The following is a 12753-nucleotide window of genomic DNA, read 5'->3' as shown; positions in this document are numbered from 1 at the left end:
CTCTATCCCCGCACCAATCGCAAGTAAACCGCGGCCATCTCAAGCCGAACGGCCAATATTGCCAGTTCCTGCTCGGCGCGACCGGCGCCACCCGGGGCCGGTAACCCAGCCAAGCCGCTGGGCCCGTCCGGCACATCCGGCACATCCTCAGCCGCGACGAAAAAGACGTCGTCGAGCCCGGCGACCCGGGCGGCCACCACGGTCCGCTCGCTGGCCAAGGTGAGCGCCAACACCCGCAGTCGCTCGGGTAGCGGTCCATCAATCTCTTCGTCGTGAAAGAGAACATCCACCGAAGCAGGGGCATAGTCGGCAGCGCCGGCCGAGGCACGTACCGCCACAACAGCATCCGAGAGCCCGGTGGCGGACGCAACCTGGTGCGCAATCCGCAGCAGCACCGAACTGCCGTGCCGAGCCAGCGCCAGCGTCGCAGCACAATCGCCCGCCAACACCACCCGACGACCGGACACCCGCGCGGCTAGTGTCTTGGCCGGGTTGGTAAAGACCTCGCAGCCGACGCTGTTGTGCAACGCTTCGGCGTCCAACTCGTCGGCGAGCATCGCCAGGTCGAGGCGCAGCCTGGGGTCCACGGTTTGCACTGCGGCCAAGCCCGCAGCCAGGTACCGGCACAATCCGAACTCGTCGGGAACCCGTAGCCGCGGCTCAAGCACCGCAACACGGCCGGCCGTCGCGTCACGAAGCGGCCCCTCGTACGGCGCCACCACAACCACCCGCGCACCCCGGCGCACTGCGGTCGCGGCAGCACCGACCAGCGCCGGATCGCCGGGGTCGTCGCCCGCAACGATCAGCACATCAAGCGGCCCGACCCACGGCGGAGCCTCGCTAGCGACGACGATCGGCTCGGCGGCCGCACCACCGGATGTCGCGGCCAACATGGCTCCAGCCGTCTCGGCGGTACCACGGCCGGCCACCCAGATCACGGTGCGTGGACGGTCGTCGGCGCGCAGCGACTCACACGCACCTTCGTCGACGGCGGCAGCGATGGCGCGCACTTGCGCGCCGGCCGACGACGCAGCCCGCAACAAGCCGTCTCGGTCGGCAGCAATCAAGCCCTCGGTGTCTTCGAGATCGATCAACCGGGTGGCGTTCACGGTTCCGCCTCTGAGCCGGGTGCGTGGGCAGCGATTTGAGCACTGACCTGGGCGACCACCACGTCGACATCCTCGGTACTGCGGCCCTCCACATTGAGCCGCAGCAACGGTTCGGTGTTGGAGCTACGCAGGTTGAACCAGCTGCCGTCGCCCAAATCCACTGTCACCCCGTCAAGATGATCGATGGAGTGAATCCGGCTACCGAAAAACTTCACCACGGCGTCCACACAGCTTGGCGCGTCCGCCACGGTGAAGTTGATCTCACCGGACGATTCATAGCGCTGGTAGTCGGCGGTCAGCTCCGAGAGCGGCCGTTGCTGCTCACCGAGGGCGGCCAGCACATAGAGCGCGGCCAGCATCCCCGAGTCGGCGCCCCAAAAGTCGCGGAAGTAGTAGTGCGCCGAATGCTCACCGCCGAAAATCGCGCCGGTCTGCGCCATCAGCGCCTTGATGTAGGAGTGTCCGACCCGCGAACGCAGCGGTGTGCCGCCGCGCTCGCTGACCAGTTCAGGCACCGCGCGGGAGGTGATCACGTTGTGGATGACCGTGGCACCGATCTCCCGGTTGAGTTCACGAGCGGCCACCAAACTGGTTACCGTCGACGGCGAGACCGGCACGCCGCGTTCGTCGACCACAAAGCACCGGTCGGCGTCCCCGTCGAAGGCCAGCCCGATGTCGGCGCCGGTGTCACGCACATAGGCCTGCAGATCCACCAGGTTCGCCGGGTCCAGCGGGTTGGCCTCGTGATGGGGAAACGAGCCGTCGAGCTCGAAGTACAACGGCAACACGGTGATCGAATCAATGGCGCCGAGCACAGCGGGAGTCGTGTGACCGGCCATGCCGTTGCCGGCGTCCACGGCGACCCGCAATGGACGCAGCCCAGCGGTGTTCACCAACGACCGCAAAAACACCCCATAGTCGGCCAGCACATCCCGATCGGCAATGGTTCCGGGTCGCCCTTGGGAAGGCGGGTACGGTGCGACCCCGGCGATCACATCGTCGCGGATGACGGCCAGCCCGGTATCTGCACCGATCGGTTTGGCGCCCGCACGACACAGCTTGATGCCGTTGTAGGCCGCCGGATTGTGGCTCGCGGTGAACATCGCACCGGGGCAATCCAGCAACCCCGCGGCGAAATACAGCTGATCGGTAGCGGACAGACCAATCCGCACCACATCGAGGCCCTGGCCAGTTACCCCCGTCGCAAAAGCCGCGGCCAGCGACGGCGAACTGTCCCGCATGTCGTAGCCGAGGGCTACCTGTCGGGCACCCTCAGCGCGCATCAACCTCGCGAATGCCGCGCCGAGATCGGCGCTTAGCGACTCATCTATTTCTTTACCAACTAGGCCGCGTACGTCATATGCCTTGACGACACGGTGGACAGCCGCGGCGGGCCGAGACATGCGGGGCCTCCTGATGACGGGGACTCTTGGCGCCAGCCTATCGGCCCAAGACAGCTGCGGGCAGGAACGGCCTGGAACGGTATTAGTGGATCGCCGGTTGCTAGTCCGAACTAGTCCGAGGGGTCGGGCAATACCCGCAGATGTCCGCGCCGCCGTCCGGAACGCAGCTCGGGTGGCGCCAGCAGACCACCGCTGGGCGCGGTGGCATGAGCTCCGGCAGGCTGCAGCTGGGGATCCGGGAAGCCGCCCAGCGGTGCCCCGGTTCCGTTCCGGTAGGACCTGTCCGCACCGCCCGGGCCTTCGCGTACCGCGTCTGCCAGCGCGACCAGGTCGTCCTCGTCGGGATTGGGCTCAGAACTAAGGGGCCCGGCATGGCGCACGAGTTCCCACCCGCGCGGCGCAGTGATACGGGCGGCATGGTCGACGCACAGATCCCACGAATGCGGTTCCCGCACGGTAGCGAGCGGACCTACCACCGCCGTCGAGTCCGAGTAAACGAACGTCAACGTCGCCACGGCATAGTGCGGACACCCAGGCCGGCAGCAGCGACGGGGAACGTTCACGACCGAAAGGCTATCGTGCGCAAACCCCGCCGAAGCGCCGGACACGCGGATGGCGTTCGGCGTGGGATGTTTACCGTTACCATCGGCCCAGTGAGTAATTCCTGCAGCGATTCGCGCAGCTCCTCGGGGCACGGTCGGTGGTCGCGCCGGTCCCCGTCGCGCCGAGCCGCGAGAAGGGGCCGCGACATCCGCGGTCCGCTGCTGCCGCCAACGGTGCCGGGATGGCGTAGCCGGGCTGAGCGGTTCGACATGGCGGTGTTGGAGGCCTACGAACCCATCGAGCGACGCTGGCAAGGGCGGGTGTCGGAGCTCGACGTCGCGGTCGACGAGATCCCCCGCATCGCCGCCCGGGACCCAGAGAGCGTGCAGTGGCCACCCGAGGTCATCGCCGACGGGCCGATCGCGCTCGCCCGGCTGATCCCCGCTGGCGTCGACGTCCGCGGCAATGCCACGCGAGCGCGAATTGTCTTGTTCCGCAAGCCGATCGAACGACGAGCCCACGACACCGTCGAGCTTGGTGAATTGTTGCACGATATTCTGGTGGCTCAGGTGGCGATTTACTTAGACGTCGAGCCCTCGGTCATCGACCCGACGATCAACGACGACTGAGCTACGGTCCAAAGTCGGCCCTGAGTCAGATGACGCCACGCTTGAGGCGACGACGCTCGCGCTCGGAAAGACCGCCCCAGATGCCGAAGCGCTCGTCATGAGCGAGGGCGTACTCCAGGCACTCGTGGCGCACTTCGCAACCCAGGCAGATCTTCTTGGCCTCGCGCGTGGAGCCACCCTTTTCAGGAAAGAAGGCCTCGGGATCCGTTTGCGCGCAGAGTGCGCGGTCTTGCCATTGGTTAGTCGGCTCCAGCTCGGGTTCGGCTTCGAATGCGCCTAGCGCTTCGGGAACCAAGCTCAAAAACGGCCGGGCGATTGCCGCCTGCGCCGCGCCGGACGTGGTGTGCGGTGTGCTTCCCATTACGCCCCGAAGGTGCTCATAGGACATGCGTCGTCCGCCTCCTCACCGTGTGATTGGGGGTCATCTTTCCCACTGTTGTAATGTACAGACAATTCGAACAAGTGATCGAATCTCGGTCTGCGACACCGGAACCGGCCGGCCAACCGTGAAATGACACTCATGTGATTAGACACGGGTTGACCTGCCGGGTCAAGCGTGGCCCCGAATTTCCATACCATGTTGTGATCGAATTTCGGCGTTTCTGTTGCCGCCGCCCCGCGGCGTGTCGAGCGTCTGGTCACCAGCTCTGCACAAATCCTTTCCAAATCCTTTCCCACCTTTCCCTGTTCCGAGGGGTGCCGTGGGTCCGGCTCACTGCCCTGACTCTCCCCCGCAAGCGGGCGGTGAGCGGGGCGGTACTGTCGTGCGGTGTGAAGGTCACGGTTCTGGTCGGTGGGGTGGGCGGTGCCCGCTTCTTGCTGGGGGTCCAGCAGCTGCTCGGCCTGGGTCAGTTTGGCCCGCAGCAACGCCCAGATACCTTAGCAGCAGGCCACGAGCTAACTGCCGTCGTCAATATCGGCGACGACGCCTGGATTCACGGGCTGCGTGTCTGTCCGGATCTGGACACGTGCATGTACACCCTAGGCGGTGGGGTCGACCCGCACCGCGGCTGGGGTCATCGCGACGAAACCTGGCACGCCAAGGAGGAACTCGCGCGATACGGCGTGCAGCCCGACTGGTTCGAACTCGGGGACCGCGATCTGGCCACTCACATGGTGCGCACCCAGATGCTGGGGGCCGGCTACCCGCTGTCGCAGATCACCACAGCGCTGTGTGACCGCTGGCAACCGGGCGCACGGTTGGTGCCGGCCAGTGACGACCGTTGCGAGACCCACGTGGTGATCACTGATCCGGTCGATGACAGCCGGCGCGCGATCCACTTCCAGGAGTGGTGGGTGCGCTACCGCGCCCAGGTGCCCACGCACAGCTTCGCCTATGTTGGGGCGGAAAAAGCCAGCGCCGCAACTGAAGCGGTAGCGGCTATCGCTGACGCCGACGTCATTTTGGTGGCACCGTCGAATCCAGTGGTCAGCATCGGCGCCATCCTGGCCGTCCCCGGTATTCGCGGTGCACTTCGGGCAGCCACCGCCCCGGTCGTCGGCTACTCGCCCATCATTGGCGGAAAGCCGTTGCGCGGCATGGCCGATGAGTGTCTCACGGTGATCGGGGTGCAGTCCACCGCAGCGGCAGTGGGCCAGCATTACGGGGCGCGCCGCGGCACCGGGATTCTGGACTGCTGGCTAGTGCACGAAAGCGACCGCGCCGATATCGACGGTGTCGCGGTGCAGTCGATACCGCTGCTGATGAGCGACCCGAAGGCAACGGCTGACATGGTGAACGCCGGGCTTCAGCTCGCGGGCGTGGCGGCGTGACCGGCCGCTCACAAGAGCACGGCGCCGGCTCGACGATCGAGATCCTGCCTGTCGCCGGGCTTCCCGAATTCCGTCCCGGCGACGATCTGAGCGCCGCGATCGCCGCGGCCGCGCCATGGCTGCGCGACGGCGACGTCGTGGTGGTCACCAGCAAGGTCGTCTCCAAGTGCGAGGGTCGGTTGGTGCCGGCCCCCAAAGCTGCTGAGGCCCGAGATGAACTGCGTCGCAAGCTAGTCAACGACGAGGCGGTGCGCGTGCTGGCCCGCAAAGGCCGAACCTTGATCACCGAGAACCGGCTCGGGCTGGTGCAAGCCGCCGCCGGCGTGGACGGATCCAACGTCGGCCGGGGCGAACTCGCGCTGCTACCTGTCAATCCCGACGCCAGCGCCGCGGTGCTGCGCACCGGGTTGTGCGAGCGGCTCGGCGTCACCGTCGCCGTGGTCATCACCGACACAATGGGCCGCGCCTGGCGCAACGGTCAGACAGACGTCGCGGTCGGCGCGGCCGGTTTGGCTGTGCTGCACAACTATTCGGGCACCGTCGACCGCTACGGCAACGAGTTGGTGGTCACCGAGATCGCGGTGGCCGACGAAGTCGCGGCCGCCGCCGATCTGGTCAAGGGCAAATTGACCGCGATGCCGGTAGCAGTGGTACGCGGCCTTAACCCGGCTGACGACGGCTCGACCGCCCGGCACCTGCTGCGCGGCGGCGCCGACGACCTGTTTTGGCTCGGTACCGCAGAAGCCCTCCAGCTGGGTCGCCAGCAGGCCCAGCTATTGCGCAGGTCAGTGCGCGCCTTCAGCAAGGAGCCGGTGCCGCCCGAGCTGATCGAAGCGGCCGTGGCCGAGGCGCTGACCGCCCCGGCCCCACACCACACCCGGCCGGTGCGGTTTGTGTGGCTGCAAACCCCGGCCGTCCGGACCCGGCTGCTGAACCGGATGGCCGACAAGTGGCGCTTAGATCTCGCCGGTGACGCCGTGCCCGCCGACGCGATAACACGGCGCGTGGCGCGTGGCCAAATCCTCTACGACGCGCCCCAGGTCGTCATTCCCTTCATGGTTCCCGACGGCGCACATGCCTACCCCGACGCCGCCCGCACCGACGCTGAGCGCACCATGTTCACCGTCGCCGTCGGAGCAGCCGTACAAGCCCTGCTGGTCGCGCTGGCGGTGCGCGGGCTGGGGAGCTGCTGGATTGGCTCGACGATTTTCGCCGCCGACCTGGTCCGCGACGAGCTCGAGCTGCCGGCCGACTGGGAGCCGTTGGGCGCCATCGCGATCGGGTACGCCCAGGAGCCGGCCGGGTTGCGCGACCCGGTCGGGGTCGCCGACCTGCTGCTCCGCAAATGAGCTGCCACTGCGGCGATTAGGCTTCGCACCCGTGGCCGTCTTGCAGCCGATGCCGGGGATCACCCTGCCCACCGATGAACTCACTGCTTTCGGCCGAAAGTGGCTCGTCGGCTCGAAGTTCTCCAAGAAAGACGGGATGGACTTCGGCACGTTGATCGACGTGGCGGTCGGAGGCGCACTGTCGGTGATGCTCGGAAACATCCCCGTCGTGGTTCCCACCGCCAGCCAGCTGCAGCCATCGCAGCCCGATTGTGTGGAAGTTGGGCCAGTGCGCATAGTCGGCGGCGTTCGGCCGCAGAACTTCGATGTGGGCTACCGGCCGGACGGGGCGCGCATCGTGTTCGACAGCAAGACGCTGAACGATCACGACAGCGTCGGGAAGAACTGGCAGAACATGATCAACGACTTGGCGACCGAGGCCACCACGGTGCACAGCAGGTTTCCCAGCGCCGTCGTCGGTTTTGTGGTCGCCATCCCGACGCCGTGCCTGGCGCCAGGAGCACGAACGAATGCCATCGTCGGGACCTTGGCTCGGCTGGGTGGTCGAGAACTCGTGGACGAACCCGACCATCGAGCAGAAGCAATGAGCCTGGTCTCCTGGGACCCGGTAACCGGTCGCGTTGACCCCAACCTGCCCGACCCGCAGAGCCCGCTGCGGATCGAACGATTCAGCACCGACATGTACCGCGCATACCAGGCCCGATTCCAGGGCCTCCCACCTCATGCGACGTAGTTGTCCGACGCGCCCTAGGGATGGTGATCACGGATGTCGGTAGCTGCCCCGATACTTGTCCCATGACGACGTTCGCGGGCAAAACGGCTGCGTCTGCGGACAAGGTGCGCGGCGGTTATTACACGCCGGCGCCCGTTGCCCGATTTTTGGCCCGTTGGGTTCGTCAGGCGGGACCGAAGATCCTGGAGCCATCCTGCGGCGATGGCCGAATCCTGCGCGAGATCGCCGCGCTCACCGACCAGGCGCACGGTGTGGAACTGCTGGCGCGCGAGGCGCGAAAATCCCGGAAATTCTGTTCGGTCGACACCGCGAACTTCTTCACCTGGCTGCGCAAAAACCGAGTGGGCAGCTGGGATGGTGTTGCCGGAAACCCGCCCTACATCCGTTTCGGGAACTGGGCAGCCGACCAACGGGATCCGGCGCTGGAACTGATGCGGCAGGCGGGCCTGCGCCCGACGAAGTTGACCAATGCCTGGGTGCCGTTCGTCGTAGCGAGCACGACGCTGGTGCGCGACGGTGGGCGAGTGGGCTTGGTCGTGCCGGCAGAATTACTCCAAGTCAGCTACGCGGCACAGCTGCGCGAATTTCTGCTGAGCCGCTTTTCCGAGATCACGCTCGTGACCTTCGAGCGGTTGGTGTTCGACGGAATCCTGCAAGAAGTGGTGTTGTTCTGCGGTGTCGTCGGTGCGGGTCCAGCGCAAATACGCACCGTCAGCCTCCGCGATGCGGACGCCCTGGACGCGTTAGCAAAACAAGACCTGGACGTCGAGTCCGCTCCGGCGCTGCTGCACGAAAAAGAAAAGTGGACCAAGTACTTCCTGGACGCCGCGCAAATCCGGCTGCTGCGCAAACTCAAGCATGCGGGCACGATGACCCGGTTCGGCGAAGTGGCCGATGTGGATGTCGGCATCGTGACCGGCCGCAACAGCTTCTTCACCTTCACCGACGCCGATGCCCGTGCCCTAGGGCTGCGCAAGCACTGCGTGCCGCTCGTCTCGCGCAGCACCCAGCTGTCCGGCCTCGTCTACGACAAAGATTGCCGGGCCGGCGATATCGCCGCCCGCCACCGGACTTGGCTGCTCGACGCCCCACGTAACCCGACAGATCCGGCCCTGGTCGCGCACATCGACGCCGGCGAGCGCGCCGGCGTCGATAGGGGCTACAAATGCTCCATCCGCAAGCCGTGGTGGAGCACACCGTCGCTGTGGGTTCCCGACCTGTTCATGCTGCGCCAAATCCACCTGGCGCCGCGGCTGACCGTCAACGCCGCCGCCGCAACCAGCACCGACACCGTGCATCGGGTCCGTCTTATCGCCGGCCCCAACTCCCAGATAGACCCCACCGCCCTTGCCGCGGTGTTCCACAACAGCGCCACCTTCGCCTTCGCCGAGATCATGGGGCGCAGTTACGGCGGAGGCATCTTGGAGCTCGAACCCCGCGAAGCCGAGCAGCTACCCATTCCCCCGCCGGCATATGCCAGCGCCGAACTTGGCCAAGACGTCGATCTGTTGCTGAAGGCCAACGAGATCGAGAAGGCGCTCGACATGGTGGACCGCCGGGTGCTGATCGACGGGCTGGGCTTAGCCCCGGGCCTGGTCGCCGAATGTCGCGCGGCCTGGGCGTCACTTCGCGATCGCAGAACCAAGCGGGGATCCCGGTGAACATCCGGGAGTCGGCGATCGCTGTCCTCACCGACTGGCAAGCACCCGATCCGGCCCAGGACTCGCTGCGGCATGCGGTGCTGGCCTTCGTAACCGGCCGGACCGACGCGTGCCGTCGGGAGTGCGTCCCGGGCCACGTCACCGCATCGACGTTGGTGCTCGACGACACCGGCAGCCAGGTGCTGCTCACCCTGCACCCGCGGCTGGGCCGCTGGGTCCAGCTGGGCGGGCACTGCGAGGATGCCGACGAGGGCCTCGTCGGCGCGGCGCTGCGCGAGGCAACCGAGGAATCCGGCGTGGCCGATCTGCGCATCACACCCGAACTGACCGCAATTCACGTCCACCCGGTCACCTGCTCGCTGGGAGTGCCGACCCGTCATCTCGACTTGCAGTTCGTGGCGCACGCGCCGGCCGGCGCACACATCACGGCCAGCGACGAGTCCGACGACCTACGGTGGTGGCCCGCCGACGCCCTGCCGCCGGGGACCGATCACGCGCTGCAGTACTTAGTCGGGCGCGCAACCCGCCGAGCGTGAAGCTGACCGAACATTCGTGCTCGAGCGTGCGGCTGGCTTCACGCTCGTCGCGCTCACACATCCGAGGAGTAGCGGATCCCGCCGTCGGGAATCGAAACTCCGGGCCACACCCGGGCACCCCGCAGCAACTCACAACGCGCACCGATGTCAGCGCCGTCGCCAATTACCCCGTCACGGATCAGCGCCCGCGGCCCGATGCGGACACCGAAGCCGAGGATCGAGCGCTCAATCACGCTGCCGGCCTCAACCTTGGCCCCGTCGAAAATCACCGCGCCGTCAAGCCGGACACCAGGGCCGATCTCAGCACCACGCCCAACGACCGTGCCGCCGATCAGCACCGCGCCGGGAGACACCGCCGCACCGTCGTGCACCCACTGCTCGCCGCGGTGGCCGCCCAAAGCCGGTGACGGGGCGATGCCGCGCACCAGATCCGCCGATCCGCGAACGAAGTCTTCTGGGGTACCCATGTCCCGCCAGTACGTGGCATCGACGTAACCACAGACCTTGACGTCGGCGTCGGACAGCAGGGCCGGAAACACCTCGCGTTCGACCGATACCTCGCGGCCTCGAGGAATCCGGTCGATGACGTTGCGTTCGAAGACATAGCAGCCGGCGTTGATCTGGTCGGTCGGCGGGTCCTGCGTTTTCTCCAGGAAGGCGGTAACCCGGCCATCCTCGGTGGGCACACAGCCGAAGGCCCGTGGGTCACCCACTCGCACCAGGTGCAAAGTGACGTCAGCGGAGTTGGTTCGGTGAAATCCCAGCAACCGCCCGAGGTCGACACCGGACAGCACATCGCCGTTGAACACCATGACGGTGTCGTGCCGCAGCTGGCCGGTGACGTTGGCGATACCACCGCCGGTCCCCAACGGAGACTCCTCGGTCACGTAGTCGATCTGCAGGCCCAGCTTGGACCCGTCGCCGAACTCTGCCTCAAACACCGCGGCCCGATACGAGGTGCTCAGAATCACGTGCTCGATGCCCGCCGCAGCGATCCGCGACAACAGATGGGTGAGAAACGGCAACCCAGCGGTGGGCAGCATGGGTTTGGGCGCAGACAGGGTCAGCGGGCGCAGCCGAGTGCCCTTGCCGCCGACCAGGACCACCGCATCGACTGGCGAGGTTACCAATGCCGTCACTTCACCCGCCGCCCTTCTGCCAGTTGCCCAGCCTGTTTGCGGCGCGAACTGCGCACCATCAGGCAAGAACGCACCGCCAACGAGCCGCGCAGCGTCCAGCGGAGCGGGGCTCGCCACCAACCAGCATGCCGATCAGCCAAGAAGATGTAGGTGCTTTTGTGATGGGCCGCCAAATGGCTTGCCGGGTCACGCCCCGTGGAGTGGCCCTTGTGGTGCAGCACTTCGGCCGACGGCACATAGACGCTTAGCCAACCGGCTTTGCCGAGCCGGTCCCCCAGGTCGACGTCCTCCATGTACATGAAGTAGCGCTGGTCGAAGCCGCCGACCTCACGGAAAGCCGACCGTCGCACCAGCAGACACGAACCCGACAGCCAGCCCACCGGCCGTTCGCTGGGCTCGAGCCGCTCCTGGCGGTAGGCGGCTGTCCACGGATTGCGTGGCCAAATCGGTCCCAGTACCGCGTGCATGCCGCCGCGAACCAGGCTTGGCACGTGGCGCGCGGACGGGTACACCGACCCGTCGGGATCGCGGATCAGCGGGCCCAGGGCCCCCGCGCGGGGCCATCGGGCGGCGGCGTCCAGCAGCGCGTCGATGCTGCCCGGACCCCATTGCACGTCCGGGTTAGCCACAATCACCCAATCATCGACCCACGGTTGGCCGGCTGCCCCGCCCTCCGCAAAGAGCTGTGCGATGGCGAGATTCGCCGCGGTTCCATACCCGAGGTTGTCCCCGGTCGGCAGCAACCGCACGTTGGGGTAGCGCTCGACGGCGGCCTGCGGTGTCCCGTCGGTGGACCCGTTGTCGGCCAACACCACGCTGACCGGGCGGTCGGTGGCCAGCGCTAACGAAGCCAGGAAACGCTCCAGGTGCGGGCCCGGCGAGTAGGTCACCGCGACGACGGGCAGCACGTCAGTCACGCGTAGAGGGTAACGGTCGATCGGCCGGGGAGCTACGAGATACCGCGAGTGCCGCGACAAGTGCGCTGCGCCAGGGCCGTAGTGGCGTTAAGCCGGCCGCGGCCCACTCCCGGCCGGACAGCGCGGAGTAGGACGGCCGTGGCGCAGGCCGCGGAAATTGTGCACTGCTGACCGGCCGTACTCGCTGCGGGTCAGCACCGCATTCTTCGAACACGGCGCGGGCTTGCCCGAACCGGGACACCGCGCCCTCATTGGCGGCGTGCAACAGGCGCCCGCGCAGGCCGGTGTCGGCGACTTGAAGCAGTGCGTCGGCCAAGTCGGCGACGTAGGTCGGTGAGCCGGTTTGGTCGTCGACGACGTCAATCGGCCCGTCTCCGGCGGCCAGCCGTTGCATGACAGCGACGAAGTCCTTGCCGGTCCCGCCGGTGTAGACCCAGGCGGTCCGCACCACGACGGCATCCGGCAGCGCGGCCCGCACAGCAAGTTCGCCGGCGAGTTTGCTGCGGGCGTAGACGCCCTGGGGGGCGGTTTGATCGGTGGGTTCGTAGGGACGCGGCGTCACCCGGTTAGCGCCCGAGCCGAAATCACCACTGAACACGTAGTCGGTGGAGACGTGGATCAGCTGAGCTTCGCTGCGTGCGCAAGCTCGGGCGAGGTTTTCCGGACCGGTGGCATTGACCGCGTAAGCACCCGCTTCGTCGCTCTCGGCGCCGTCGACGTTGGTATAGGCAGCGCAATTGATCACGACATCACCACTGTGAATGATCCGCTCGGCGGCCGCGGCATCGGTGATGTCCCACTGCGACGAGGTCAGCGCGAGCACGTCCCGGCCCGCAGCGGTGGCCTGTGCCGCCAGAACGCTGCCCAGCTGCCCACCGGCACCGGTAATCACTAGCCTTCCTGACCCATCCGACATGGTTCGAGTCTGGCATGCCCGGGAAAGCTGGGGGAAAGCTCGGGC

12 protein-coding genes and 1 pseudogene are annotated in these 12753 nt (G+C 66.9%); 6 read left to right on the top strand and 7 right to left on the bottom strand.

From position 1 onward, the window contains the following. Positions 1-2 precede the first annotated feature (2 nt). The 3 genes from B586_RS04885 to B586_RS04875 all read right to left on the bottom strand — a co-directional run bounded on the left by B586_RS04885 (position 3) and on the right by B586_RS04875 (position 3075). Positions 3-1109 carry a hypothetical protein gene (locus tag B586_RS04885; protein ID WP_054880542.1) on the bottom strand — a complete coding sequence of 369 codons (1107 nt, stop codon included), beginning with the start codon at positions 1107-1109 and terminating at the stop codon, positions 3-5. Next, positions 1106-2512, bottom strand: coding sequence for a phosphomannomutase/phosphoglucomutase (locus tag B586_RS04880; RefSeq protein ID WP_054880543.1), 1407 nt, complete (start codon positions 2510-2512; stop codon positions 1106-1108). Before B586_RS04880 ends, B586_RS04885 begins: the two co-directional genes overlap by 4 nt. A 110-nt stretch (positions 2513-2622) precedes the next feature. Beyond that, the gene (locus B586_RS04875; RefSeq protein WP_211141579.1) at positions 2623-3075 is read right to left on the bottom strand and encodes a DUF3499 domain-containing protein; all 453 of its coding nucleotides are present in this window, start codon (positions 3073-3075) and stop codon (positions 2623-2625) included. A 186-nt stretch (positions 3076-3261) separates the two neighbouring features. Between B586_RS04875 and B586_RS04870 the strand changes: the two genes are divergently transcribed. After that, positions 3262-3684, top strand: a complete 423-nt coding sequence (locus B586_RS04870) for a metallopeptidase family protein (RefSeq protein ID WP_047313498.1) — start codon at positions 3262-3264, stop codon at positions 3682-3684. A gap of 25 nt (positions 3685-3709) precedes the next feature. Here the strand turns inward: B586_RS04870 and B586_RS04865 are convergent, their stop codons facing one another. Further along, entirely contained in the window at positions 3710-4045 is a 336-nt protein-coding gene (locus B586_RS04865) for a WhiB family transcriptional regulator (protein WP_054880544.1), read from the bottom strand. A 410-nt stretch (positions 4046-4455) separates the two neighbouring features. Here B586_RS04865 and cofD point away from each other — a divergent pair, with 410 nt between their 5' ends. The 5 genes and pseudogenes from cofD (at position 4456) to B586_RS04840 (ending at position 9736) form a co-directional block, all read left to right on the top strand. Next, positions 4456-5457 (top strand): 2-phospho-L-lactate transferase, encoded by a 1002-nt coding sequence (gene cofD / locus B586_RS04860; protein WP_054881067.1) that lies wholly within the window; start codon positions 4456-4458, stop codon positions 5455-5457. Beyond that, a complete protein-coding gene (locus tag B586_RS04855) occupies positions 5454-6806 on the top strand; it encodes a coenzyme F420-0:L-glutamate ligase (protein ID WP_054880545.1) in 1353 nt (450 codons plus the stop codon). The genes cofD and B586_RS04855 overlap by 4 nt, the downstream gene beginning before the upstream one ends. Before the next feature lie 31 nt (positions 6807-6837). Further along, the gene (locus B586_RS04850; protein WP_236971352.1) at positions 6838-7539 is read left to right on the top strand and encodes a hypothetical protein; all 702 of its coding nucleotides are present in this window, start codon (positions 6838-6840) and stop codon (positions 7537-7539) included. Beyond that, positions 7529-9200 (top strand): annotated as a pseudogene (locus B586_RS04845) (Eco57I restriction-modification methylase domain-containing protein). The gene B586_RS04850 and the pseudogene B586_RS04845 overlap by 11 nt, the downstream one beginning before the upstream one ends. Then, positions 9143-9736 carry an NUDIX hydrolase gene (locus B586_RS04840; protein ID WP_054880546.1) on the top strand — a complete coding sequence of 198 codons (594 nt, stop codon included), beginning with the start codon at positions 9143-9145 and terminating at the stop codon, positions 9734-9736. Before B586_RS04845 ends, B586_RS04840 begins: the two are co-directional and overlap by 58 nt. A 53-nt stretch (positions 9737-9789) precedes the next feature. On the opposite strand, the gene manB is transcribed toward B586_RS04840, so the two are convergent. From manB to rfbD, 3 genes are read right to left on the bottom strand one after another with little or no spacing between them, the layout of a single operon-like run. Then, complete coding sequence (gene manB / locus B586_RS04835) at positions 9790-10866, bottom strand: mannose-1-phosphate guanylyltransferase (protein ID WP_047313502.1); 1077 nt, start codon at positions 10864-10866, stop codon at positions 9790-9792. Positions 10867-10871: 5 nt separating this feature from the next. Then, on the bottom strand, positions 10872-11792 hold the full coding sequence (locus B586_RS04830; protein ID WP_054880547.1) for a glycosyltransferase family 2 protein: 921 nt from the start codon (positions 11790-11792) through the stop codon (positions 10872-10874). Next, on the bottom strand, positions 11785-12708 hold the full coding sequence (gene rfbD, locus B586_RS04825) for a dTDP-4-dehydrorhamnose reductase (protein WP_054880548.1): 924 nt from the start codon (positions 12706-12708) through the stop codon (positions 11785-11787). Before rfbD ends, B586_RS04830 begins: the two co-directional genes overlap by 8 nt. Positions 12709-12753 lie beyond the last annotated feature (45 nt).

It is taken from the genome of Mycobacterium haemophilum DSM 44634, assembly GCF_000340435.2.
In the GTDB taxonomy this organism is placed as follows: domain Bacteria; phylum Actinomycetota; class Actinomycetes; order Mycobacteriales; family Mycobacteriaceae; genus Mycobacterium; species Mycobacterium haemophilum.
This window is presented reverse-complemented; position numbering and strand designations above follow the sequence as displayed.

Coding starts and splice junctions, on each gene's coding strand:
- B586_RS04840 (WP_054880546.1), top strand. CDS start 9,143: ATGTCGCGCGGCCTGGGCGTCACTTCGCGATCGCAGAACCAAGCGGGG.
- B586_RS04865 (WP_054880544.1), bottom strand. CDS start 4,045: ATGGGAAGCACACCGCACACCACGTCCGGCGCGGCGCAGGCGGCAATC.
- B586_RS04880 (WP_054880543.1), bottom strand. CDS start 2,512: ATGTCTCGGCCCGCCGCGGCTGTCCACCGTGTCGTCAAGGCATATGAC.
- rfbD (WP_054880548.1), bottom strand. CDS start 12,708: ATGTCGGATGGGTCAGGAAGGCTAGTGATTACCGGTGCCGGTGGGCAG.